Source organism: Kiloniella sp. EL199, assembly GCF_900313065.1.
Classification (GTDB): Bacteria; Pseudomonadota; Alphaproteobacteria; order Kiloniellales; family Kiloniellaceae; genus Kiloniella.
This window is the reverse complement of sequence record NZ_OMPU01000010.1, coordinates 664,342-689,980: the sequence shown is the minus strand read 5'-3', so window position 1 is coordinate 689,980 and position 25,639 is coordinate 664,342. Positions and strand designations below refer to the sequence as shown.

Annotated in this window: 23 protein-coding genes; 6 read left to right on the top strand and 17 right to left on the bottom strand. The window is 46.1% G+C overall.

The window, feature by feature from the left end; genetic code table 11:
• Positions 1-40: 40 nt before the first annotated feature.
• The 3 genes from D9A03_RS11705 to D9A03_RS11690 all read right to left on the bottom strand — a co-directional run bounded on the left by D9A03_RS11705 (position 41) and on the right by D9A03_RS11690 (position 5,485).
• A complete protein-coding gene (locus D9A03_RS11705; protein ID WP_162938111.1) occupies positions 41-2,518 on the bottom strand; it encodes a hypothetical protein in 2,478 nt (825 codons plus the stop codon).
• A gap of 902 nt (positions 2,519-3,420) precedes the next feature.
• On the bottom strand, positions 3,421-4,728 hold the full coding sequence (locus tag D9A03_RS11695; RefSeq protein ID WP_216825451.1) for an MFS transporter: 1,308 nt from the start codon (positions 4,726-4,728) through the stop codon (positions 3,421-3,423).
• Positions 4,721-5,485 carry a DeoR/GlpR family DNA-binding transcription regulator gene (locus D9A03_RS11690; RefSeq protein ID WP_120497352.1) on the bottom strand — a complete coding sequence of 255 codons (765 nt, stop codon included), beginning with the start codon at positions 5,483-5,485 and terminating at the stop codon, positions 4,721-4,723. Before D9A03_RS11690 ends, D9A03_RS11695 begins: the two co-directional genes overlap by 8 nt.
• Before the next feature lie 201 nt (positions 5,486-5,686).
• Here D9A03_RS11690 and D9A03_RS11685 point away from each other — a divergent pair, with 201 nt between their 5' ends.
• Entirely contained in the window at positions 5,687-7,831 is a 2,145-nt protein-coding gene (locus D9A03_RS11685) for a PAS-domain containing protein (RefSeq protein ID WP_120497351.1), read from the top strand.
• Between the two features lie 38 nt (positions 7,832-7,869).
• Here D9A03_RS11685 and D9A03_RS11680 read toward each other — a convergent pair whose 3' ends face one another.
• Together D9A03_RS11680 and D9A03_RS11675 are read right to left on the bottom strand one after the other, a co-directional pair.
• Complete coding sequence (locus D9A03_RS11680) at positions 7,870-8,538, bottom strand: class I SAM-dependent methyltransferase (RefSeq protein WP_120497350.1); 669 nt, start codon at positions 8,536-8,538, stop codon at positions 7,870-7,872.
• Positions 8,539-8,551: 13 nt separating this feature from the next.
• Entirely contained in the window at positions 8,552-9,004 is a 453-nt protein-coding gene (locus D9A03_RS11675; RefSeq protein WP_120497349.1) for a TerB family tellurite resistance protein, read from the bottom strand.
• A 335-nt stretch (positions 9,005-9,339) separates the two neighbouring features.
• Between D9A03_RS11675 and D9A03_RS11670 the strand changes: the two genes are divergently transcribed.
• Both D9A03_RS11670 and D9A03_RS11665 read left to right on the top strand, forming a co-directional pair.
• Positions 9,340-10,287 (top strand): TraB/GumN family protein, encoded by a 948-nt coding sequence (locus tag D9A03_RS11670; RefSeq protein WP_120497348.1) that lies wholly within the window; start codon positions 9,340-9,342, stop codon positions 10,285-10,287.
• Between the two features lie 233 nt (positions 10,288-10,520).
• The gene (locus D9A03_RS11665) at positions 10,521-11,219 is read left to right on the top strand and encodes a hypothetical protein (protein ID WP_120497347.1); all 699 of its coding nucleotides are present in this window, start codon (positions 10,521-10,523) and stop codon (positions 11,217-11,219) included.
• Positions 11,220-11,415: 196 nt separating this feature from the next.
• Here D9A03_RS11665 and D9A03_RS11660 read toward each other — a convergent pair whose 3' ends face one another.
• The 4 genes from D9A03_RS11660 to D9A03_RS11645 form a co-directional block, all read right to left on the bottom strand.
• Complete coding sequence (locus D9A03_RS11660) at positions 11,416-12,063, bottom strand: M23 family metallopeptidase (RefSeq protein WP_120497346.1); 648 nt, start codon at positions 12,061-12,063, stop codon at positions 11,416-11,418.
• Between the two features lie 239 nt (positions 12,064-12,302).
• Positions 12,303-13,112 carry a tetratricopeptide repeat protein gene (locus D9A03_RS11655; RefSeq protein WP_162938109.1) on the bottom strand — a complete coding sequence of 270 codons (810 nt, stop codon included), beginning with the start codon at positions 13,110-13,112 and terminating at the stop codon, positions 12,303-12,305.
• A gap of 38 nt (positions 13,113-13,150) precedes the next feature.
• Positions 13,151-13,561, bottom strand: a complete 411-nt coding sequence (locus D9A03_RS11650) for a tetratricopeptide repeat protein (RefSeq protein ID WP_162938108.1) — start codon at positions 13,559-13,561, stop codon at positions 13,151-13,153.
• A 116-nt stretch (positions 13,562-13,677) separates the two neighbouring features.
• Positions 13,678-14,565, bottom strand: coding sequence for a LysR substrate-binding domain-containing protein (locus D9A03_RS11645; protein ID WP_120497343.1), 888 nt, complete (start codon positions 14,563-14,565; stop codon positions 13,678-13,680).
• Positions 14,566-14,753: 188 nt separating this feature from the next.
• On the opposite strand from D9A03_RS11645, the gene D9A03_RS11640 reads away from it, so the two are divergent.
• Together D9A03_RS11640 and D9A03_RS11635 are read left to right on the top strand one after the other, a co-directional pair.
• Positions 14,754-15,182, top strand: coding sequence for a carboxymuconolactone decarboxylase family protein (locus tag D9A03_RS11640; RefSeq protein WP_120497342.1), 429 nt, complete (start codon positions 14,754-14,756; stop codon positions 15,180-15,182).
• A 95-nt stretch (positions 15,183-15,277) separates the two neighbouring features.
• A complete protein-coding gene (locus D9A03_RS11635) occupies positions 15,278-15,748 on the top strand; it encodes a cupin domain-containing protein (RefSeq protein ID WP_120497341.1) in 471 nt (156 codons plus the stop codon).
• A gap of 13 nt (positions 15,749-15,761) precedes the next feature.
• On the opposite strand, the gene D9A03_RS11630 is transcribed toward D9A03_RS11635, so the two are convergent.
• The 3 genes from D9A03_RS11630 to D9A03_RS11620 form a co-directional block, all read right to left on the bottom strand.
• A complete protein-coding gene (locus D9A03_RS11630) occupies positions 15,762-16,049 on the bottom strand; it encodes a hypothetical protein (RefSeq protein WP_162938107.1) in 288 nt (95 codons plus the stop codon).
• Positions 16,050-16,140: 91 nt separating this feature from the next.
• Positions 16,141-19,848: a tetratricopeptide repeat protein gene (locus D9A03_RS11625; RefSeq protein ID WP_162938106.1), complete on the bottom strand. Its 3,708-nt coding sequence runs from the start codon at positions 19,846-19,848 to the stop codon at positions 16,141-16,143.
• A gap of 214 nt (positions 19,849-20,062) precedes the next feature.
• Positions 20,063-21,061, bottom strand: a complete 999-nt coding sequence (locus D9A03_RS11620; RefSeq protein ID WP_120497338.1) for a tetratricopeptide repeat protein — start codon at positions 21,059-21,061, stop codon at positions 20,063-20,065.
• Positions 21,062-21,366: 305 nt separating this feature from the next.
• Here D9A03_RS11620 and D9A03_RS11615 point away from each other — a divergent pair, with 305 nt between their 5' ends.
• Positions 21,367-22,224 (top strand): hypothetical protein, encoded by an 858-nt coding sequence (locus D9A03_RS11615; protein WP_120497337.1) that lies wholly within the window; start codon positions 21,367-21,369, stop codon positions 22,222-22,224.
• Between the two features lie 149 nt (positions 22,225-22,373).
• On the opposite strand, the gene D9A03_RS11610 is transcribed toward D9A03_RS11615, so the two are convergent.
• The 5 genes from D9A03_RS11610 to D9A03_RS11590 all read right to left on the bottom strand — a co-directional run bounded on the left by D9A03_RS11610 (position 22,374) and on the right by D9A03_RS11590 (position 25,484).
• A complete protein-coding gene (locus D9A03_RS11610) occupies positions 22,374-22,937 on the bottom strand; it encodes a hypothetical protein (protein ID WP_162938105.1) in 564 nt (187 codons plus the stop codon).
• Between the two features lie 96 nt (positions 22,938-23,033).
• A complete protein-coding gene (locus D9A03_RS11605; RefSeq protein WP_120497335.1) occupies positions 23,034-23,468 on the bottom strand; it encodes a hypothetical protein in 435 nt (144 codons plus the stop codon).
• Positions 23,446-24,552, bottom strand: a complete 1,107-nt coding sequence (locus D9A03_RS11600) for a helix-turn-helix domain-containing protein (protein ID WP_120497334.1) — start codon at positions 24,550-24,552, stop codon at positions 23,446-23,448. Before D9A03_RS11600 ends, D9A03_RS11605 begins: the two co-directional genes overlap by 23 nt.
• Positions 24,552-25,121, bottom strand: coding sequence for a hypothetical protein (locus D9A03_RS11595; RefSeq protein WP_120497333.1), 570 nt, complete (start codon positions 25,119-25,121; stop codon positions 24,552-24,554). The genes D9A03_RS11600 and D9A03_RS11595 overlap by 1 nt, the downstream gene beginning before the upstream one ends.
• 117 nt (positions 25,122-25,238) lie before the next feature.
• Positions 25,239-25,484 carry a hypothetical protein gene (locus D9A03_RS11590; RefSeq protein WP_120497332.1) on the bottom strand — a complete coding sequence of 82 codons (246 nt, stop codon included), beginning with the start codon at positions 25,482-25,484 and terminating at the stop codon, positions 25,239-25,241.
• Positions 25,485-25,639 lie beyond the last annotated feature (155 nt).

The following is a 25,639-nucleotide window of genomic DNA, read 5'->3' as shown; positions in this document are numbered from 1 at the left end:
CCGTTATAAAACAGTTCCAGTAAAACAGTCCTAATAGGACCTATTTTAGTTTCTTTTCGGTTTCTTTGATCACGCTGTCGAGAACCTGACGTTTTTTCATGGTGCTGACGGCTGATTTCAGGACGTTGATCGCGCCTTTGTCATCGCCCTTGTCTTCCAGTGCGGTGGCAAGTTGGTTCAGCATACCGAAATAGCGGATATGGCCCAGGGTATCTGCGGCGCTATCGGGGTCATCAATCAAGGCAGCGGTTTGTGCCTTTGCGCCCTGATCGATTTTGGCGTTGATGGACTTGATTTCCAGCTCTGCCTTGTCGTCGGTACCGCTCAAGACCTTAAAGTCCCGAAGCATCGGGGCGCTCAGGGCCAGATTGGCGTGACGGGCCGCAGGGTTCTTCGCACAACGGGCCGCAACATCGCGCAGCACATCATTGGCACCATCCAGTGACGGCGCACCCGCGAAGGAAATGGTCCGGGCAACATCTTCCGTGAAGTAATCCGGTGCCAGTTTGCTTTCTTCCGCAGAGGATGGCGGGTTCACATAAACCCGAAGCACGTTGGAACTGATGATTTCATCATTCACATCAATCACGGCCTGAATGTTATAGAAGCCGGGTTCATCAATGGTCCAGCCATCGGTCGATGCACTCACCATGTGCGATCCGTAAATGGCCTGTCCCGGTTTCAGGTCGGTCGTGTGCTCATGATGGCAATGGGTGGAAAGTGACCGCCACTTGCGGGTTTTCCCTTCACTGCGTTGAACAAAGAGCGTAATGTGACGCCCGTCTTCCAACAAGTCCTCTTCGATCTCTACAGCCTGATCCGATACATTCTTGAGCTTGAGTTCAAGGGATACAGGTTCAAGGAACTGATAGCTGTTGTCAGACTTGTTCGGCCTGATTTCCAGATCAAAGTTACCGCTCTGCAGGCTGCTGTCCTGTTCCAGATTATGGTTAGAGAACCAGTCTTCATTACCCATCTGCACAAAACGGCGGGGGGCATGGCGCATATACACCAGCTCTTCATCCATAAAACGGAAACGGAAGTTAGAGAAGAAAGCACTTTCACCACCAGACACCCGGAAAGGGTAGCTCATAAAGGTACGGGCTTCGTTATTGTTGGTCAGTGGTATCCACGGGTCGCCGCCATTGTAACTAAGCGATTTCTGCCAAGAATGTGCCAGGTTAAAGGCATGACCCATTTCATGGATCGCTGTCCAGAAAACCATGCGCCGACGCCATGCTGCCGGATTGGGGTCACCCGCCGGAACATCCTGAATAAAGCTGTCGGTGAAGATCGCCGTGCCCTGTCGGTGGTTTGGTCCGATATCATCAAACATGATACCCCCAAGGCCGCGCCCGCGATCATGTCGCCGGGCAAAAAGCACCCACATGGCCCAGCTTGGCCGATTTCCAAAGCGCGACCAATAGGTCACCATGGCATTGTGCATTTCTGCATCACTCCACGTACCATTGGTCCCGGCCCTGCTTGTGGGGATCACCGATCTGTTCGGCGACATGGAAACATCAAAGCCCGCACGGCGATAGACCGTATCCATCGAGATATTTTCCGCAGGCAGGTTCGCCGGACGGTTGGGGTGGGACCCAATGTCATAGGTGGTTGTTGGCGCATTCGCATTGGATACACGATCAACCTCGAATTCCACATCGTCAAAATGCTGACTTTCAAAGTTGAGGCGATAGACACGACGCGTTCTGCCGGGTCCAATCAGCGTTAACTTGTAAGACCCATAGCTAAACCCGCGACCTCTGGATGCTTCAAAAATCACCCTGTTTCCCGGGATCAAGCTGTTGAGACCATCACGATAGGTGATGTTTGCCTCGACCCGGCGGCGGTTCCACCCCAGACAGCGGTCTGATGTGACCTCTGCAATGGCATGTGCCCTTGAGAAAGGGAACCGCCGATTGACCTCAATAGAAATGCGATTCTGTGGAAAGAAACGATCCACATCCACGCGCACCTTGATGCTGATCAGAGACAGCGGAATAAAAGGGCCTACCGGGCGTGCGGGCCGTGCCGGTACCGAAGGCGTTGGTAGCGGCAAGGGACGACGCGGTATCGGGAACGGGCGGGGAATAGGCCTGAACGGGGTTGAATAGCTATAGGTGCCACTCAAAGCCGAACAGAAATTAAGGGGGATACTTGGTCCCGGAATACGGCCAGGGATCCGACCCGGAATGCGTCCCGGTATTCGACCTGGAATGCCCGGAATTCCGGGAACGCCCGGGATAGGACCACCCGGCACAGGGGTGAAAGCATCCAGATCCCCATCATCACCCTCATCATCAAAGGCTTCGAGATCATCAAAATCTCCTTCGGTGAAATCTCCTTCGGTAAAATCGGCCGGGAAATCAGCGGGATCACTATAGATACCGGGCAGATAATCAGGATGTTCCTCGTCCTGAATAAGAACTACTTCATCGGTAAAATCGTCTGTGTCCAGTTTCGACTTTCCAGAAGTTTTTGTTTTATTGGAACTCTCTTTTGTTTTTACAGTCATTGTAAACTCCTTCCAAATTCTTCAATTTAAAAAGGAGGACCTGAAATCAACGACACCTCGAAGCAGCTTCCAATCTCGGTAACTCTGGATCACCATATCTTTGGTTCACCATATGTTTGGAATCACCGTAATTCTGGATCATCCTATTTGGAATCACCATATTTGGAATAATCTAGGAAGCGTCCTGTTCCGGCTTCCTGATGACTGCATCGGGGGTGGTACAAATCTGAATGCTGAGTGTGTTATTTTCTCCAGATTTCAACTGCCAGATATACAATTCCAAATCTGGTCTGGATCTAGTCTGGCGCATCTCTTACCCACCGGGTCATACCTACCGAGATGCCTTTGATGTCAGTTAAGTTCATACAAATCTGGCAAGTCTTTAACCTGATGTCATCCTGTTTTTTCTTTAATATCCATACTCGGATACCAATAAAACCGGATATCGAAATGAGTGCACAATCCTCATTTACAAAGTCTTGTCGAAATGCAATTCAAGCACCCTGTCTTCGCCAAATATACTGCAAACGAAAACTCTGTCGAAAACACAATTCAATCAAAGGTGCGAGATACTTCTCTAACCCGATAGTTGGTTATGTGATTTATTCAAACCCGGCCTGAGATAAACCGGAAAAGAACAGCTTCACCGTTTTGCCGAACGACCAACTACGGAATAGCAAACAAAGAGAGAGAATAAACAAGTTACAAACTGACGCTTTACACTTCTTGTCAGAAACCTATCTCTATTCAGATACCTCTTGCTAAGTCGATGGCCTCCCAAATCCATCGAAAACAAGTAAACCATAGTTTGCGTTTGATGTGTTGTGAATAAAAAGTGAATAAAGCGTCCTTTTATTACTCTCTATTAATTATCAAATATTTATATTAATTTCCCACGCGATTTAACTTGCTTCTTTAACCTCTTCATTTTGCTTGAAGGCCACTGATCCAATGACGACAACAAGGGCAAGCAGGACAAAAAGACCAAAGGCAAAGCGCAGGGAAGAGATTTCGGCAATAAAGCCAATCAGGGGTGGGCCAAGCAGCAAACCACCATAACTGAAGGTGGCGACCGAGGCGATGGCCACGCCGGGGCTGAGTTGCTTGCTGTTGGCGGCACGGGAAAAGACCAAAGGAAAAACGATGGAATAGCCCATCCCCATCAGAGCAAGCCCCAGATAGGTCATAAATAAACTGGTTGATGTCGCGGTGATTGAACTACCGATCAGGGCAGCCATGCCACAAAACCGCAGGATATTTACCGGGCCAAACCGGATAATCAGACGATCCCCGGCAAAGCGCATGGCAACCATAGTAATAGAGAAGACTGTATAGCCCAACGCGGCCTGCCCCTCGCCGACAAGAATTACAGAGGTGAGGAAGACCGCGGACCAATCCGCCATTGCGCCCTCACCCACAGCACAGGAAAAAGCCACCAAAGCAACCACCAACAGTGCTCCTCTTGGAAGAGCAAGTCGTGGTCCTTTGGATTTCTTTGTCTCTGGTTCCTGTTCTTCCTTATCCTTTTGTGCCGGGTTATTTTTTTGTAATATCACCTGATCCCTTTGAGATTTAAAAATTTGCGGTAAAGAAGAAAACCAGATCAAGGGGGACAGCATCAAAGCAAAGACAGAGAATTGCAGGCTATAGCTTATCTCTTCCCAGGCAGCGATAGCCCCAAAGCCGGCACCAATGCCCGCGCCCACAGAAAACAGGGCATGGAAGCTGGACATAATAGAACGACCATACCCGCGTTCCACCTCGGCGGCCCAACCGTTCATGGCCACGTCCATGGCGCCATGCCCCGCGCCAAAGATAAAGATCGAAAGTGCCAGCATCACCAGGCTCGAGCTATAGCCGATCATCACCAGCGCCGGGCAGTAAATCAGGGCGCAGACCAGTGTCACCCGGGCTGGACCAAAACGATCCGACAACGCACCAGAAAGCGGAAAAGCCGCAATCGCCCCACCTGCCAATAACAAAAGAAACAACCCAAGATCACCGGGAGAAAGGTCAAAACCCTGTTGGAGTGACGGAATACGTGCCGCCCATGCACCATAAAGCGCACCGTTGAGGATAAACATTGCCGTGACAGCCAGCCGGGGAGATCGTAATCCCTGAAACTGCCCCTCGGACTGGCTTTCCAGAGGCTGCCCCAGAGGTTGATCCTGAGGTTGTTTTCCGACAGTTTTTACGCTTTCCCTAGACATTGTGTACCTCTATTTCAAAAGCGTTATAAACTGATGTCATCTCTTTAGAACCCGACGAAATCAGGACATCAATGTCATCACAAGGAACAACCTGATGCGCCGATCTACTATTGAGCTTGTCTGCCGAGGCCAAAACCACAACACGGTTCGCATTCTCAGACATGATCTGCTTAACCGCCGCTTCCTCGACATCATCCGCTGACAAACCAAAATCAGGGTCTAGTCCACAGGTTCCCAACACAGCAACATCTGCCAATGACTTTGACAGGCTTCGTACAGCCTCTGCCCCTGTGGCAATTCCCCCCAAAGGGCGCAATGTTCCCCCTATCAAAACAACATCTATCTGTTTTTCCAGCAAAGCTGTCGCAACCAACGGTGACGGTGTCATGATCTGTCCCCTGTAACCAACTGGAATTTGACGCGCAAAAAAAAGAACGGCAGTGCCACCATCCAGAAACATACTTGGGGAATTCACAAGAAGTTCCGTGAAAATACCTTTGGCCTTGGTTAGCCAGTCTGGCATTTCCTTGAGACGCTCAACCATCGGCGACAGCTTTTTATCAATCCGGATAGCACCGCCTTTGACCCGCTTGAGAGCACCCTGTTTTTCCAACGTGATAAGATCTCTGCGAATGGTATCAAGTGAAACCTGCAAAGCATCAGCGATCTCGCGCGCAACGAGGGGTTTTCCGGTTTCAAGCCTTTCAAGTAACAATGCTTGCCGGGTGTCAGGGCTATTTAAATCAAGTGTGAGCATCAAAATTATGCCTTATCAGGTAGGGAAATAGATATTTGATATTACGCAAAACAATGCAATAATTTGCACAATATTGCAATGCGTATATTTACGAATATTGCTAATCGTTCAAAAAACAGAAACTTAGTACTAATTTTATTCCCGGATAATAGGAAAAACGGGCTTCAAAGGACCGTAGTAACCAATGTGTTTACTTAAGGCATGACAAGTCACAAACTCGTTCAGGAAGTAATAAATATCCTCTACGCTGAAGAGAGCGTAACCAAGTGTGATACCTTTAAAGATTACCTTGAAAATTCCGACGTCGCTCAACGGATACTTGGCCCTTGCAAGATTACCATTGGTTCTTCCGGGAAAGAAATCCTTAATAAAGTTGACCAATTCAGTTTTGACATCGTCCTGATTGATTGTCACCTACCCAATATATCCGGAGCTAACCTAGCTCAAACTCTTCTGGCAAAACATCCAGAATGTCCTCTCTTGCTTATGGCGCAAACGGGATCGGAACATCTCGCACTGGAAGCAATTTCATTAGAGGTAACTGATTATCTTATACGCGATGATGATCAAAACTACCTTCAATTCACACCAATTCTGATTAAAAAACTTCTCGCCCGCGCAGAAACAAAACGAAAACAGATAAAAGCAGAACAGGATATACAAAAATCAAAGAAAGAACTTGAGCAGCGCGTACAAAAACGTACCCAGGAATTAAAAGCAAAATCTCATCTGCTGGAACGGTCCCTGAACTCATTAAACCACGGATTTGTCGTGTGGGATCCTGATGACCGGATGCTTATCTGTAACAATAAATTTCATACACTGTTTGATATTCCCGAAGGAACCTTTAAGCCTGGAATATCCCTGTTTGATCTTCTTCTTCATCTCGCTCAAAACGGTTTTTATGGCGATGGAGACCCGAACAGGTTGGCTGAGAAAAGGTATCAGGAAGTTCTGATCGAGCGTGAAGAGGTAAAAAAAATACGCATTACAAACAGCGGACGCGTTCTGGAAGTAATGGAATGTCAGAATAGCGACCTTGGCCGTACAGTGACCTTCACAGATATCACGGAAATACACAATCGAGAACGCGAAGCCACAGTGTTACAAGAGGCTCTGGAAAACTTTACCGACAGCGTCATTCTCTATGATCACGAAGAACGTGTCGTCTTTACCAACAAACGCTATCATCAGGCCTATCCCAACGCGCCATCACAAGACAAGATCATCGGCTGTACAATGACGGAGCTTTTGCAAAGGAGCCTCCGAGCCGGACAGATAGATCATCCCCTTGCAAAATCAGATCCAGAAACCTGGTTAGCCATGCGTTTAAAAGAACGCCGGGAAAATATGCATACAGAAGGCGAAACTGTCCATGCCAGTGGCCGGAGCTATTCTTACAAGATAAGTAAATCGTCCAGAGGCGGTCATATTCACATCCAAACCGAAATTACAGAACGAAAAGCCGCCGAAGAAGCCTTGCGGATAAGTCAGGAACATCTGCAAGCGAAGGTGAATGAATTCAGAGAAAACGAAGTGCGTATGGAGGCACAGGCCTCAGACTTGGTATTGTTGGCAGAAAACCTGTCCGAAGCGCATGACAAGTTGGCCCGATTAAATGAACAGAAAGACAAATTTTTCTCAATCATTGCCCATGATCTCAAAGGTCCCTTTAACTCGTTACTTGGGTTTTCAAGCCTGCTTTCTGATCAGAGCGACAAATTAACCCCAGAAAAAACCAAAGAGTACGGTACTTTGGTTCATCAGTCGGCTGAACAGGTCTTCAAACTGCTGGAAAACCTGTTGGAATGGTCGTTGTTGCAAATGGGGCGGATGAAATACGAACCCGGTCCTGTTGATTTGAATGAAGCCATCAAGATCAACAGAATTCTTTTTACCCCGGCTGCTGACAAAAAGAAGATAACACTCCATTGCAAGTTAACAGAATACATCGTTCTTGCCGATTTTAATATGATTGATACCATTATCCGCAACCTCATGAATAATGCGATCAAGTTCACGCCCGAAGGTGGATCAGTTACGGTTGAGACCCGTTGCAATGATGATTTTGTTGAACTTGAAGTTACAGATACCGGTGTTGGTATTTCACTTGATCAGGCATCTCGACTTTTCAGACTGGATGAAAATATAACAACCACGGGCACAGATGGCGAAATCGGAACCGGACTTGGCCTTCACCTTTGCAAAGACTTAATAGAACATCAGGGCGGGAAAATTCACGTTATAAGCAACCAAGACAAAGGCGCTACCTTTCGCATCACCATTCCAATCTACCCGGCAGAATTACTTTCCGATCAATTGATAAGACGATCACCAAAAGGTTAAACACAGCCAATCAAGCGTCTGATTTGTAGCCTGTGCCCCTAACGGAATGCCAGAGTTTGTTTTTGAGCAACCACCCATAACCAGACAGTCGGTTTTCCATCACTGCCTTTGCCTTCTTTCTTTTCTATGGCCGAAAGCTCAAAGCCACTGTTCGAGATTAAGTCAGCCAGATGGCTTTCTGTCATGGCACAGAAATATCGCCCAAGATCATCATGCCAGTCATTGTCATTCTCTTTAAAACTCGCGACCAAAACACCATTCTCTCGCAGGCTTCGTTTTACAGATTTCAGAACGCCCGGCAACTTTTCAGACGGGACATGAAGCAATGAAGCCGCTGCCCAGACACCATCAAACTCGGCTTCAAAATCAAGGTCGGCAAAATCCATCACCAGAACGTCTAGCCCCGTTCTCTCCTTTGCAATTCTGGCAAGTACTGCAGAACCATCAACAGGGGTAACATCAAAATCATGAGTCAGAAAATTTTGTGCATCCCGCCCACTGCCAGATCCCAGTTCCAAAACTTTAGGCTTTGGGGATACAGAACTTTCAGCTTCTTGCCCTTGACAGGTTTGCTTTTTAAAACGGCTCTCTTTAACGCTTGCGACAAAAAGATCACGGTACTCCTCAAAAGTACCGCTGAAATCTCTGGCGGCATAACTTTCTGCATTTTTCTCATAGTACGCCAGCGTAGAATTTTGCTTTGTCATGATGCCCGTTAAGCTAAAGCGCTTTCTGGTTTTCTATCTGCCGCCAAAGTTTGTTTGCTTCCAACCCCATAAGATTACACAGCATGGCAAACTCTTTCTGTTCACGAGGATCCACTTCACGATCAGCACAGATAATCAAGTGCGCAACACGTAACAGTGTTCGGGATCTCTTATATTTCCCTTCGAAAACCTTTATTTTCTTATAAAGCTCGGCCTTGGCCCCTTCTGCACCGCTTTTGAGCAAGTAGATATAGTCATCCAGAATTTCGATTGCCCTGACGGGATCAAAGGTTTGCAAGGCTTCGATATTATCAATGGCATAGTCGATGGAATAGCGTTCTTCGATTGAAACCTCACCATCGGAATAGGCCGTAATGGCACAGACCGCCATCGCAGCATGCAGGAAGTCCTTGTTTTGATACCGACGTACTTCGGTGACGAGTTTTTCCAATAACAAGCTGGACATTGTGCCTGACCTCTCTCTTACCTTAATTTTCCCATTACCCTATTTTAACAGGTAGAACCTTTCAAAGCTAACTTCCAGTAAATAAATGAAAAAAGAAGATTACAGCCCCCACTTATACATGAAACGCCCGACATCATCCTGATTATTTTTTGCCCCATTATTGCCAAATAAAAGCGTCATATTCTTCAGTGAGCAAGTTGCTTCAAATGATGAAAATTATTTTACCAACAAATATTTTTTTGACAAAAAACACTTTATGACAACAAATACAGGCTATTATTTTCTCCCAGCAAATTTTCCGGAAAATCTTCCGGAAAATCTCGAGACCTTTGCAGATGCAGGACGTTTTTATGGGTACTTTCCAGATAGCAAAAAAAACTGCGACAAGCTTTTTTCGCACCACCTTCCTCATTACAGGATTTATCACCGGCCTCGGGTTTGGCCTACAGAGTGTCCTTGCCGACGACCAGATCAACCCTGCATTATGGAAGTTAAGCGACGAAGACAGCGAAGTCTGGATATTCGGCACTGTGCACGCCCTCGACCCAAATCTGCAATGGCGTACAGAGAAAATAAAACAAGCCTTTGCCAGTGCTGACAGCTATTACATGGAAGCACCCGTTGCCGATGCAACACCCGAAACAATGGTTCCTCTGCTCCAGAAGTATGCATTCAACAAATCTGGCATCCCCTTTTATGACCAGCTTACGCCTGCAGATCGGGGAAATTTTGTCCGCGCTTTGAATTCATTGGGCATTCCCGAAGAAGCCATGCAGAATTTCGCGAACCTGCGCCCTTGGTTTACCGCTGTAACGCTTGCCGGAATTCAAATGCAGGCAGAGGGCCTGAACCCGGAAGCAGGCGTGGATAAAGCTCTCTGGGAAGATGCAAAAGCTGCCGGCAAAGAACTGGGATATCTGGAAACACTGGAACAGCAACTGCGTATTTTCGGCAACATGACCCCCGAAGAAGACCTCGCCATGTTCAACAGCTCAATGGTACAGCTGGTCGAAGATACCGATATGCTCGACCAACTGTTCGTCTATTGGAAAACCGGCCAGATCGAAGAGCTTGCCGCTCTGATGAATGCTTCTTTCGACGGACAGGATCGCATCAAAGCCGCCTTACTGGATGACCGCAACGCAAACTGGGCCGAAAAGATAGAAGACATCATGCGCGGATCCGGCACCGCCTTCATCGCCGTCGGCGCCGGACACCTCGGCGGTGACCAGTCCCTGCAATGGTATCTGGAACGCCTGGGCTATGAGGTGGTACGGCAGTGAAACACCAAAATCATCTTTTAATTAAAATAGAAATATACCTATACATAACAAAGCGGTAAAACTTGGTAACGTCAAAGAAATTCAACAAAAGATTGCACCATGCAACTATTTTTTCTATAAATAGCATCTCGCCTTCAATAATTTTTCTCTATAAATCACAGCTAATCTGCTCGCAATTAAACATTACTTGATTAGCTTTTTTAATATAGAACTTCGTATAGGACTGTTTTTTTATGAAGCTATCAAAAATTGCCGTTCTCGGTAGTCTGCTGTTTACTGTTGCCTGTCAAACGACTCAACCCGTTCCACCTGCGATGTATCACGATCAACAAAAATACCTAACCTATAACAAGCATAAATCTATGGTTGGGGCCATTGGTTCAGGAGGAGCCTACACCTATGGATGGGCCTGGGGACATTCTAGTATTGATACCGCAATTGAGGATGCAAAACGGCGATGTGAGCTTGGTCGTAGCAGCAACAGTATACACCAAAAATGCACAATACACTTCATTGGTAATCAAAATGTTAGATCACTCTCCAAAGATGAACTTAAAATTGCCATAGACAACTACAAAGCAGGTTTAACCAAGATCTTTCCCGAAAACTGGCATCAGAGTATTTCCGGGGTTTATCAGGGGAGCTTACTCAATAACGATATGACAAGCTCTGTCACCACGACCCTGACAAAAACCACTGAAAATAAAGTCATTGGATCTTATCAATTCGACGATGCCGGAAAAATCGAGCAGGGAAATTTGATAAACTGCCACCCTAATAAATACGGTCAGCTATCCTGTGAATGGCAAGACAGCTATGGCGCAGGTATTATGAAAGTTAAATTCAATGACTCACTTGACCAATTTGAAGGAGAATGGGGAATTGAAAAAATCGATCCACTTTTTTATTGGACCGGAAAAAAAGATAAATAAAGTAATAGAGCGAACAACGTAAAATGCTCATAAAAAAAAATGAAGGCATTCCTTTGTTATTTAAAGATTTGCCTTCATTCTTTTATCACGGACAAACAATAAGCAGATATATTTACAAGGCCAGTTCTGGTACTCTCCGACATTCACTATACATAGGCTTAATGAACACCCATCACTCACAACACTGTTTGTTATCTCATCCACATTTTTGATCGCTAGCAATCGGCAATGGCTTATTTTTAACAGCCTCAACTGGTGAGATATTTCCCCGATTTTTTATATCTGCGATTGTTTTTAATGAAGGAGTTGGCCGTATATTTTTTCTGCCACGCATTTCTTTATATTCCACATGCAGATGAGGAAAAATAGTTCCCTTTTTGCCAGTCAAACCGATGATGCACCCCGCTTTAATTTTGTCTCCAACTTTCACGAAGCTCTTGCTCATATGTACAAAAAAGAAATACATCGGTTTTTCTTTGCCTGCCACCTCTACAGTGATTGATCCAGCTTGATCTTTCAGGGGCTCATATTCCTTATTTCCAGATCTCAACTTAACGATCGTCCCCGATACTGGTGACCTTACTTCGGTAGGTATTCTAGCCCTATAATCAATTCCCGCATGAAGTAATTTAAAAACACGTCCACATTCACGTTTACTGTCACAACTATCAAGGAACGGATTAGTTACCGTAATTTTGCCCGGTAACAATAACTTCCCAAACTCTTCTTCGCTCATAGCCCAAGCAGATGTAATACCAAACACGAAGAAAAATGCAGAGCTGTAATAGACAAGCCTTGCTCGTCGTTTTGGCCAAGATAACTTGCGTCGAAAATGATGTAACATACTGAAAACCAACCTATCAGTGTTTCAAACTGCTTTTAAATATGTAATGAGAACAGCAATAATTATAACTTTAAGCATTATCTTTTCATTAGCCGAAAGAGAATCAATGATCTCTATTCATAAATAATCCCAGATACCACTATGGCATTCATTCTCGAGGAAGCTTTAAAGCTCTCCGGCAGAGAACAAGTTCAAAGAAATACAGAAAAATAATCTATTAGGAAACTCTAATCCGTTTCTCAACAGTCCTTATAACTATTTGTAATACAGTGCTTTATTAAATCATCAGCTTTTTTAATCTGATCTTTAGATAAGTCCTGCTTCATTTGGGTTGAGTATTTACGCCCATACCTGTTGTCCTTATCAGCCGCAATCATCCACCACATATAAGCCTTCAGATAATCCTGCGATCCGACCATCCCATTCGCATACATTCCTCCTAAATTGACCTGCGCATCTGTAATCCCTTGTTCAGCTGCTTTCAGATACCATTTCAAAGCTGATTCTTGGTTAGCTTGAACGCCTGCCCCCAACGCATATTTCACACCTAGGTTGGATTGAGCCAAAGCGACGTTTTTCTCAGCAGCACGTTTAGTCCACTGATACGACAGTTTGTGATCAATCGGAACACCATCTCCATTCTCATAAATCAAGCCAAGATTAAATTCAGCATCCGCATTTCCTTGGTGAGCTGCTTTTTTAAAAAAATCAAAAGCGCGCTTGTTATTTTTGCTCACCTTTTCCCCTGTTATATATATAACACCAAGATCATTTTGAGCTGGCGCAAAACCTTGATTGGCAGAAAGGTTAAACCATTCCATGGCTTTTTTCTGATCTTGAGAAACACCATACCCACGTCGATAAGCTTGCCCTACTTTATATTGAGCCTCGCGGTGTCCCTGTTTAGCCAACGGTAACCACTCACTCAATGCCGCTTTATAATCACCTTGCTCGGCGAACCTGACACCTACTTGATAGTTCTGGGAAAAAGAAGCAGATATAACAGTTAGATAAGCAACTAAAACAAAGAAAAGTGTTTTAAAAATCATCAAAATTCTCACATAAAAACGATATAATAATGTTAAATTCACTCGGCAATAATCGCCAGAACAGTCTGGGCTTCTTCCAATCCCTGATCGGCGGCGAGTTGATACCATTTGCGGGCAGTGGCCATATTTTCTTCAACGCCAGAGCCAAAGTGATACATCATACCCAGCATCATCTGGGCTTGTGCGTCTCCATTCTCAGCAGATTTTGTCAGCCACTGGTGAGATAACGTGTCGTCAACAGCAACGCCCTGTCCCTCCTTATACATAATGCCAAGATAATATTGCGCCGTACTATCCCCTTGTTCAGCAAGTGACCTTAGTTCTGTCAGAGCTGTGGCATAATCACCTTTTACAAGGGCAGCCTTGCCTTTGCCCAGATCAGCAGCTTGAACCATGCTTCCCAAAAGAAAACTGCAAAGGAAAAAGGCGGGAAAAAGAAATTGTTTCATAATAATTCCAATATTAAATGACATTAACAAAACCCGGTACCTGTTTAACATACCAACGGATTCTGATGGTCAAAAAAATATGCCAGAGATTAACAGCTACTTTTTTAGAAGCATCCCTAAAACGCTACATTTTCGGCCAAAAAATCAAGAAAAACACGAATATGCCTGACCACTTTGTGTTCAGAGTAATAAACTGCAGATACAGGGATCGTGTGCGGAACAACCTTGTCCCTGAGAATGGGTACAAGCTCACCGCTTTCCAGTTCTTTTCGAACGGTAAAATCTGACAGACACAGGATACCGTGACCGTACACCGCCAGTTGTTTGAGGGTTTCACCGCTATTGGCGCTCAGTTGCGGTGTAATTTCAAACCACTCTCCCTTTTCCGTCAGGATTGGCCAGCAATTGAGTGATGGCGTTTGTTGCGAAAACCCCAGACAGTTGTGCCTTGGTAAATCTTCCACATCAACGGGAGTTCCCTGTTGCTCAAGATAGCCGGGTGATGCGTAAAAAGCTCGTTGGATGGAGCCAATTTTTTTTGCCTTCAGGCCAGAGCTTTTTAACTCTCCGAGGCGAATGGCAACATCAACCTTCTTTTCTATCAGATCAGTTATGTTTTCGTTGTTCTCGATCGATAGCTTGATTTTGGGATACTGATCGGTAAATCCCGACAAAATAGGCGCAAGCATATGCAGGGTAAAAGGTGTCGGCGCATCAATCGTCAAACTCCCCTGTAATTCAATATTTGGATCATCGAAATGTGTGCGGATTTCGGTCAGAGTATCCAGAGTTTTTGCCGCATGATCCAACAGCCACTGCCCCTCACCCGTCAAGGTAATCTTTCGGGTCGTGCGATTAAACAGGGTAGTATTCAATTGAATTTCAAGATTTTTAATACTGCGGCTGACAACTGATGGCGCAATATTCAGATGCTGTGCAGCACCGACAAAACTACCTGTTTCTGCCGCTGCAATAAAGATCTTCAGATCATCTAATTTAAACATAGGGTATTTATGGATCAATTCATGCTAATTTAGCAATTATTAAATAGCTAAAACAACATTTTAAACATCAATAAAGTGACCTATAACGTCCAGGTATTTTCGGACGGATATAAAGTTTAAATCCGCAAAACACCGTTGGCTATAGAAGATTAAAGCCTTGAACTAATTTAAATAAAGAGAAGATTATCATGACGAGAGTGAACATTCAAAAAGCGCAACCCGGTGCCTATGAAGCCATGTTCGGGCTTGAAAAGTATCTGGGTGCGACAGGTCTCGACAAAAATCTGACAGAACTAATCAAAACCCGTGCATCCCAAATCAATGGCTGCGCCTATTGCATCCAGATGCATACCAAAAGCGCATTGGAAAATGGTGAAAAAGCAGAGCGCCTGTTTGCCCTTTCCGCCTGGAAAGAGTCGCCACTTTTTTCAGAAAAAGAACGCGCCGTTTTCGCACTTACAGAAGAAGTCACCCTGATTTTCGAAAATGGAGTAAGTGACCGGGTTTACAACGGGGTTGAGGAACACTTCACCGAAGAACAGATCGCCCAAATCATCATGGCCATCACAACGATCAACGCCTGGAACCGCATCGCAATTGCGATACAGATGCAGTAATCGCTTTCGCGCCAAAACACTTCATGGCACTTCGTGGCATGGTTATAACAGGGGCATAACAGGGGCATAACAGGGGCATAACAAGGGAAATAAGAATGCTGAAGACGACCAAATATCCAACACCCGCTATATCACGACTTATTGTTTCACTTATTGTTTCACTTGTTATTTCTGCGCCCCATTACGGCGCGGCATACGCACATGAAGTTTCGCCCCAAAGTGGCCTTGCAAAAAATCAACGTACGATGCTTTTGCAAGAAGCGATCGGGAATATTCCCGGACATGAACTCACCGCAATAACTGTCGAGTTGGTGCCGGGGAACAAATCCCCGGCGCACAGTCATGAAACCTTTGTTTTTGTCTATGTGCTAGAGGGAAATGTTCGTAGCCAACTGGGCGATGAAGAAGCGATCGACTACACTGCCGGGGATAGCTGGATAGAACCACCGGGGGTCATCCACACACTTACGGAAAACCTGAGCGCTACAAAAACTGCCAAGCTTCTTGCTATCTTTGTTGGTAAAAAAGGTGCCCGCCTAACCACCTCGGGAACAATACGTCAGTAACATTTTTCAAAAATCAGCACCCTTTAAAACTACGCGCGCGGCACTCACTCGCTCTCTTGTTACCCTTTAGCAATCGTTCTGCTGTTAGTTGTTTCGCAAGTTTATCCTTGCAAACCAAGGCATCTTCATCACCCTCTTCATCCGGGTATCCAACGGCAATATTGCCTCCCCGAAGAAGGAGGAGAAGAAGAAGAAAACTGCTTGAGTGCGACGGTATATTCTCCATCGAGATACGCGCAGATACCCCTGTCAAAAACCTGGACAAAACCTGGGCACAGCCCAAAGAATAATAGTCACCCACGATATAGTGATCTGCATCTCAAAATTCTTTTTGGCATGTTTCATTGTCTGCTTGTCCTCAAACAAAGATATAAAAAAACCCAAAGTATCTATCACTGACAATTCTGGTAATTCTGATTGATACACTTACGAGCTTTCTCATCCATATGAGCAAAAAAACTTTCAGAAAAATATTTTTTCGCTTTATCGATAATTAACTTTGCAGACTTGTCCCCTTGAAGGGCTGCGACATGTGACCACATCCACCCTTCCTCATCCTCAGGCTCAAGAGATATAAGCCCAAGGCCCAACAGCGATTGAGCCTCAATCCTTCCCTGTTCAGCCGAAAGCCTGAACCATTTTACAGCCTTTTTCATGCCTGCTTTATCCTGTTCTTTTGCTTCAAGAACAAGCCCCATGGCCTGTTGCCCCATGGCATCCCCCTGAGCAGCAGATTTCAGTGCCCAACCATGCGCCTTTTCAAGATCTTTTCTGGTCCCTTTCCCTGTCAAGTAAAGAAAGGCAAGTTGAGCCTGTGCTCTGTCGTAACCTGACTTCGCGGAATGTTCCAAAAGAAGGAATGCCTGTTTACTGTCCTGCTCGACCCCCAACCCTTTGATATACATATCAGCCACAAGATATAAAGCATGAGGATCATTCTGTTCGACCAATGGATGTAGCATCTCCAGTGCTTGGCTATAGTCACCCGCAGTATAGAGTTCGATGTATTTTTTCATGGACGAGGCCAGAGAGGACGAAGAGCCATTGCCCTGTTTCTCTATCTGCGGTTCTGGTTTGGCAAGCTGTTCTGGAACCGGACGCGCCGGAATGCTATCTGGTTTTCTCTTGGGTTTGGGAAGGCTGGATAAGACTGCCTTCAACTCTTCCAGCTTTGCTTCTGCTTCTTTATCTCCCGCCTTTGCACCCAATTCATAAAAATGCCGGGCACGAGACAAATCCTTTGCACCCAAATCACCATTCTCGTGCATTTCCGCTAATGAAATGTACGCTTCCGTTTCCCCCAACTCAGCAGCCTTTTCATAATACTTTGCTGCCACTTTGTAATCTTGGGATACCCCTAGACCGTGATAATATTGCATGGCTAACCCCAGATGCGCTCGGGGATTTTTCTGTGCGGCCGCAGACTTGTGCAGTTCATAGGCTTTTTCAAAATCCCGTGCGACGCCCTTCGCGGCAAGATAGTGCGACGCCAATAAAGTCAAAGCGTGCCCATCCCCAGATTCAGCTGCGCGGGACGCCCACTTGAATGCTTCCTCATGATCAGGTGGGCTTTTTTGGGCATAGATTTGCGATATCAGGATTTGGGCCTCAAGATCACCTGCTTTGGCAAGGGGTAAACCGGTTGATAGCGCAAGTTCATAGTCCTCCATGCGAAATGAAAGCCACATAAGTCGATAACTCGCCTCGTTATCGGCATCACTCTCGGCCTTTGCTTGTTGAGAAGATTCTCTCTGTTTCCCTGCGTCTCTTTTTTCAGGGGCTTCTCTTTTTTCAGGGGCTTCTCTTTTTTCAGAGACTTCTTGGGGAAGAGATTTTGCGGCCTTCTCTGTCAGCTCAAAGGGTTCTATTGTTTCAACAGGGGGCTGAGCTGATGTTGTATCAGATGATTGCGATTGCGCGCCCTGTAACCGTTCCATTGCTTCTATGGCAAGCCAATAGCCCTGGTCCGCAGATTTCTGGTACCAGTTCCGGGCCTGATCCAGATCTTTTTCCACCAGAAAGCCGTTTTCATACCAATGGCCCAACTGGAACTGCGCATATTCAGATCCCTGTTCCGCATAATGGATTGTCAGATCCTGAGCTTTTTTATTATTTTTGGGAACACCCTTTCCATAAACATGGGCTGAAATAACCTCGGCAACAGAGCGGTTTAACCCCTGATCTGCAGCGCGCTTATACCAGTGATATATCTGTTGTAATCCTTCATCCTCAAATGAATAGACAGCCAAATCACTTGCATATTGTTCCTGAGCCGGGGCGTAGCCGCTCTCTGCAGCCTCTTTAAGCCATAATTCGACTTGATCGTAATCTTCATCATAAGCCCAGTTTTGATATTTTTCTTTTAGCTGAAATTGTGCAGGAACATAGCCTTTTGATGCCAAGCGAAACCATATATCCTTGGCTGTCGCACGATGATATTTTTCATAAGCATCGACCCCTCTATAATATTCCCTGTAATAGTCTTTCGGCTCCAAAGTCTCAGGTGCCATTGGATCCATAATCAGATCAGGAAACTTAACGGTTATCTGGGACAAAGCAACCTTCGCCAAATTACTTTCGTTATTCACTGCATGGCGAAACCATCTAACAGCCTGCGCAATATCTTTCGAAGTCCCCTCACCTTCTTCATAAAGTTTCGCCACTAAATATTGCGCATCAGCATTTTCTTGCTCTGCGGCGAAATAGGCCCATTTAAAAGCAGCCTGAAGATCCCTGCTCTCATCATCCTGATAATAATGCTCGGCAAGTTTGAATTGAGCACGATCAAATCCCGCGCTGGCAGACTTCTCAAACCATTTGAAAGCTTCATCCTGATAATTGGGAATATCTGTTCTGTTAAGATATAATTCCCCAAGATCGTGACCGGCATAATCAACGCCAAGATCAAAAGCCTTTTTGTACCAGAAAACAGCCTTGTCAAAATCCAGTGGTACAGACTTCCCTCTACTGTAAAGCTCCCCCAAACGATGCATTTCAATAGCCTTATCGTCATTATCCCGGGCACCTTTTTCAAGGTATTCCAACGCCAACGCAATATCTTGTGTCCTATCCTCCCCTTTCAAATAGGCATAACCAAGTTCAACCAAAGCATCGCTATCACCTAATTGTGCCAGATGATCAGCATTGTTGAAGTTTTCCTCCATTTCAGTTATTCGCAAAAATTTCTCAGCCTCAAATACCTTGTGTCCTCTGACCTCATCGGTAAAGAAGGCATAACCGTCGAAAAATGTTGCTCCTAATAAAGAAAAGGTTAGTCGAGATCTCGCTTTCGGGTGTCCTTGATCAGCTGCTTTTCGATACCAGTAGATGCTTTTGTTGTTTTCATACTCAACACCAAAGCTGTTTTCGATAATAAACCCGAGCAAATACTGTGCCTCGGCATGGCCTTGTTCGGCTGCTTTTCTAATCCACGCCAATCCCTTTTTCTCATCCCCTTCGACGTCCAGGGCTTTGCGATAGATTTCCCCAACCAGATACTGAGCTTCGGCATTTCCCTTGATCGCGTGAGGCAGAAGAATTTTAAGGGCTGTTTCATAAAGCTGATTTTTAAAGGCCTGCCTTCCATCCATCACAGATCCAACCATTTCAAGCGTTGTGTTAGCCTCTGGGGTCTGGGTTACGGTTCCATCTGTTGGTTCGTCTATTTTTTTACGGGACGTCAAAGTATCGGTAGTTTCTTCACCCTCTCTGTTCGTTTTATCAAACAGGGATACCAGCATCTCCCAAGTACTTTGTCCGTCTTCCTTGCCAGAATTTTTGCCCGCATCTTGTACGTCGTTTTTCTCAACAGGTTGCGTCTTTTCGGTTTCAGCACTTTCAGATGGCATTGCCCGGCGACCAGTAGGGCTTTCGCCAGAATTTTGCCCAAGTTCCTGATTAATGATTGCTGACAGCTTGCGCAAAGCATCTTCATGCCCCTGATCAGCCGCAAGCCGATACCACTCGCGGGCCATATCCGGGTCTTTGGGCACCCCCAGTCCCTGTTCATAGATTTGTCCCAGAATATACTGAGCCTCGTCATATCCCTCTTCAGCAACAGGGGTCAGGGCTTCGCGGGCGGTGCCCTGACCCCTGTTCAAAGGCTTCGAAACCATCCGGGTTTTGCGTAAACAACACAAAAACACCAAGCCCGATCAATGCAACAAACAGAGGTAAAAGTAAAAACCGGATCATGAGAAACCTATGGAATAAAATAAAAGTAACAGGAGAACAAACTTACCGGTAAGGCCCCAATGAAAATCAAACCGTGAGGATAAAAAAGGGCCATACAGCAAACGGGAACTCTAAATCAAATCAACATCGCATCAGAGTTTTCTTCAGGCACTTTTCGACAAGGGCATCTCCCTTTTCGATCTGATCAGACGCCATTCCCTGCATGACGTTCGCCAAGAGGGCTTTCGCATATTGCTTCTTTTCCGAGTGATTTGGCCCTGATGCATTTTGTCCTGATGCATTTTGTAAGGCACTGGCAACAGATAACCACATATAGGCTTTCACAAGATCCCGGGGCATTCCTTCGCCCCGGGCATACATTTCCGCAAGGTTTATCTGGGCATCGATATCCTGTTGCTCGGCGGCAAAAGTAAAATACCTGTGGGCAAGTTTATAATCCTGTGGCACCAGAACCCCAGCATGATAGATATTGGCAAGTTTGTTCTGGGCGAAAGGGACACTCTGTTTCGCAGCGCGTCGGTAAAGGTTAAAAGCTCTTTCCGGGTTAAGGGGCACACCGTTCCCTGTTTCGTAAAGGTAGGCAAGAGCAGCTTCGCTAAATGCATCGCGACCATCGACAGCCTTTTGCAGCCATTTAACCGCTTTGGGCAAAGTATCGCCCTTTGGGTTATTCAAATACATCCGGGCCAGACTGCCCTGTGCAAAAACATCCCCCTGATCCGCAGCCATGCCATAAAACAACAGCGCCCGATCAAAATCCTCTGTCCCCCAGTCGCCGTATTCATAGGCATGGCCAAGTTTGTTTTGGCTTTCGACATTGCCCAGTTCAGCAGCACGGGTAAACCACATTTCTGCGTCATCATAATTCTGTGTCACGCCCTGTCCCTTTTCATACATCAGGGCGACATTGAACATGGCAATAAGGTTGTTTTTCTCTGTTCCGCCTTCGGCAAATGGCAAATAATTATCCATCGCGGTTTCATAATCGCCAATATCATATGCCAGCGCAGCCTCGTCTATATCCGGTCCCCAATAGTGGGACCAATAGGTATGAAGGGCTGGACCAAGCCCAGCAGCAAGAAGAGCAAGCCCGCCGACAATAATAAAAAAACGTTTCATTTTGGCCCTTTTTATATATGTACCGTTTCAGATATCCACCAGAATGCAAACAACCTTGCGGATACAAAGGATCAACAGGAACAGGAGAAGAACTAAACAGGTAAAATATATATAAAATAAGATATTGGACTTCCCCCACAGATCACGAATAATAATGTGACAGCTGTCATTTTTGCAACCAGGGATACAGATAAATTATTTTCTTGTTTCCCCGTCTTCTTTTCTGTCTCAATACTGTTTCTGTATACAAGAAGATAAAAAAAACGCTCTCACTCCCAACCAACAAGAAAGAGGCACAGTCATCTATGCAGGGAGAAATTGATCAGCTTTTGTTATTGTCGTCTGCCGCCAATGCTATGGCTTTAGCTGTGGCCGGATCAGAATCTCTTGGGTTGCCGTCAGTACAGGCCAAAAGGCTTCGATATACCGAAGATCTGATCTTTGCTGATATTTCAAAGCAAAGTGATGGGAACGTCAAAGAACAGATCTACTTTAACAGACTTTCAGACTGGCTCGAAGACCTGAGCCAGCGGAAAGTTTCAGCTGCGTGGCTGGCTTGGCAATCTCAGAAACTGACCGAAAGAAAGGCAAATCAGTACACCCAGCCAGAGCATATGAATGTCGCTTTTGCCGGCGCGACAAAGTCTTGGTTTCTCATCACCACCGGGCCGGGGTTCACCGAACATTGGCAGGCAGATTGGACACCGCAAGAAGACAGAATAAAACAACAAAATATCTGGCAAGTTCGATACAAGTGCATCCAAAAAATCGATCAGGAAACACCCCGCCCAGTCATAGACCTTACGCAGGAAACCGCCCGACTGGGCAAAACATTACAAAAAATTTCAAAGCTGGCCAGCCGATTGGGTTATGACAACTGGCCGGCCGTTTTTGACAAGGCGATTGATGCTTTGGAAGGGAAAACCGGTACAGCCCTGTCCCCGACATTGAGACCCCCCTATTATGCAGCCTATCCCAAAGAAGCTCATCGCTTGCTGGCAGCTGTTTATAGTGGCTGGGTTTTTGGCGGTATGGGATCATGGAATGATGTTGTTTTTTCCATCCCCGAAGATCAGGCAGACTATGACCGCCTGACCCCCGAGCTTTATCAATCCCTGTGCCGTGCCATCGTCGCGGTTAGTTGCTGTTTTCAGAAACGATAGCTTCTGGCATAAACCACTGCGAACGGGATACTGACACCATAACTTCTTTGCCTATCGGCTTCTGCCGCCGGAACCTGTTGCCCGTTAATCCCTGTTACCCGTTAATCCCTGTTACCCGTTAATCTAGGACAAAGACACAAGAACTCTTATTATTTCCCCTGTCTTTCGCTCCGCTCCCACCTTTGAATACGCTCTTTAGCACGCCATTGGTCCAATTGGTCCAGACACTCGGCGAGAGGGACAGTTTGAACCCGTGGCATCTGTTGGTCTTTGCACAGGAAACGAAGTGATTGGGTAACCACAGCGGGCAAGCCACGCAGATATCGGTGGTACAGAGCACGCAACTCCGCTTCTTCATCACTCATTTCTGCGCCATAGCCCCTGGCCCCACCTGAAAAGGGTTCATAGCGGGCCACGCCTTCTGAATGGTAGAGGAACTCATAAAGTTCCATAAGCCAGAAACCATTGTCCCGACGTCTTTCTGCACGGCGATCACGACTGTCTTTTGGCCCAAGGACATCACGATCATACAACTGTTCAAGCAAACTTGGGGCTTCCCCCCTATAGCGTTCCCCAGTCGTAGTCGTATCAGACTGTATCCGATTATTTTGATCCTGTTCAGGATGAGCTTTACTTTCTTCAATAGTATTATCTTCAATGGTGTTATGCGCCGTAGATCGTTCTGATTTTGCCGTTTCCATAGACTTTCCCATATCCAAAATCGTCCCTTTGACTGTTGCTTTCGTTTTGCCTTATCAGAGACTGTTCTCTCTGATTATTCTCTTGGGATTACCTGGTCTTGTTATTGATTATTCAGCCTTGACCTCGCCTTCACGAGGTTGTTTCAAGTCCTTTAAAAAGACCTCCAATGCTTCTGGTCCCTCACTGTTTAGCCTTTCCTTATCACATCGCCGGGGGATCAGGTTATCCCGGGCTTTCAAGTCCCTTAACAAACGCTGTCGCAGATTCTGTAGCGGTGTCAGCAGTGATTCAAGTGTCCCCCAGTCCGGCCACCATTTTTGCTGCCCTGCATCATGCAAGGCCTGTAACACACAGTCTGCGGGAAATCGGGTTAACTCATCCGCATATACCTCTAGCTGTAATTCCAGTGAAGCCGCATCCATATTCCTGCTGTTGGTTTTGACCTTCAGCTTCAACAATTCGCGCATGATCTCTACCCGAGGCAAAGGCGACAGAGACAAGGACAGGATACGCATGACTTCAATCTGTTGCGTCTTCGTCATAGACTGGGGAAAAATCACTTCCTCCAACCTGTCCAGACTGCCGCCGCCCCTGGGAAATATTGTCCTGTATTTCAGCCCGACCGAGGACCCGAACACCGATTTCACCGAGGTTAAGACCGCCTGATCGTTGTCCGCAACCCGCTGCCCCCGACGAATAGTTTCCACCAGTCGATTTGCAGCCAGACGGGTTGTTGCCAAAGGTATTGTTACTTGATTTGGCTTTTTCTGGTCTGTTTCCGGTTTGGATACGCAAGATCCAGTTTTGCCAGGTACGATGCCAGTCGATTTTGCAGGCTCTGCGCCCGCCAAGACTGGTCCAGTAGTTTCGGAATTTAAGGGCCTCTGTGGCAATATCTTCTTCCTCTATTCCACGGGTGCGGGCAAAATCCTGATCCCGTTGATCAGGCACCCAGTCTGTATCAAGGCGACTGCCCCGCCGATTAGCCTGTTGCCTATTGGCTTGAGAACGCGCATCAGTTGGTTCTGTTGCTTTCGACTTCAGCTCTGCCACGGCTTTGCCTTTGATCACATCAGGATCATGAGGGGACTTAACTCCCTTGGGAGTTAAGGGGAGAGTCTGGTCTCTGGCTTTTGGACTCTGGGGTTTATCGCCTGTCTTATCTGGCACCTTATGTTCCTCGCCCTGATCTCGCTTAACCCGTGTCTGTTTTTTCCTTTTGGGTGAAAGGCTTGGCGCTTTAGTTTCACCATTCAGAGTTTTTGCAGACACAAGTGACGGGTTCCCTCCTTTACGCCCATTACTTCGGGCCAAAGAGGATTTCTTCAAATCACGCAACATTCGTCGCGAATACAATCGACCTTTGCGATCCCGGCTGAAAACGCCGGCCTCTTCCAACTCACCTAATAAAGCGGTGATTTCCTGAGGCGTCGATCCAGACAAAGACGCAAGGGCAGACGTCGTGACGATGCTGCCATTGATTTCTAAATATCCCCCGGCCTCGTGCATGATACAAATCATCTCGAGCCACAACCCCCGCGCGGCAAGCGAACAGAGCTTCAAGCCCACATCCGCGCGCCAGTCCGTCGGAAAAAACTTGAACCAAGGAAGTTTGCCTGTCGCCATCAATAGAGCCCCGTTGTCAGATCGGACAGACCAGAACCATCTGTGTCACCTTCGGGGGTGTAGGGATTATCAGGATCCTGCCAGGCCGGGGTCAATTTACAATCACCGCAGATCCGCATGCCGATCCATTCGCTTTTGAAAGTCTTTTGACAAGACAGGCATTTCCGTTCCTTAGCAGTGCTTTGGCTATCGGGACGGGAATGCTGGCTGGTCTTGCGGGCATAACGTTTGACCCTTTCAACACGCGCGGGATCAATGCGCAAGATCACATAGCGATCACGATGTGGGCCAAGGCACTGGATCACACCCTTTGCCACCAGTTCCTGTATATGCTTTGGAAAGGAGTTCACCTGTGCCATACCGCTGTTGGTTTTCAAATCTCCATATGAGAGTTCCTGACCGGGTGCATCAGCGAGGGCTTTAAAGACCGCATAGGGTGTTGGCGTTAACTGGATTTTTATATCTGATTTATTGTTCTTGTCAGTTTGTTTCTCTGCTCCCCTCTTTTCTATTAATGAAAATCCGATAGACAAATCCGGCTGAAGGTTTTCGGCGGGTGTATATTTCATAAGATTATCTATTCCTTACAATTAAAATTTTGCACGGGGTCTTATTCAAAAATTTGCTTATACGCATAAAGATATCTTGCTGATCAAATTGCCTGATTTACTCCTCTTCAGAGGAAATCATTTTTTTGAATCACCAATTCCAGAGGAAGAGATCTTTGATGCAGAACCGGAAATAACAGGCCTTTTTTCCTCGGCCTTCTGTGACAGATTATGATCTTTCATTTTACAACCTTTTCCTCTGTTACTGGTATTTCCGGTGAGGTTTTCAAAACGCGGAGGTAATACTTTCGGCAAGTGAATCAGATTGCCCATCTCGCTGATTTTTTGGCGGTAATAAATTTGCCAATCATTTCTTTTGGTCATAAACCCCCTCTTTTAAATCCTAGGTGACTGATCTGGATCACATCAAATCATCAGAAAAATTTTTGTTTAGGATCAGGCCGCATTGCGACCATCATAAGTTGAATTTTATTCTATATTCTATTTTTGTTCACTTTTTGTTCCAAACACGGTATAAG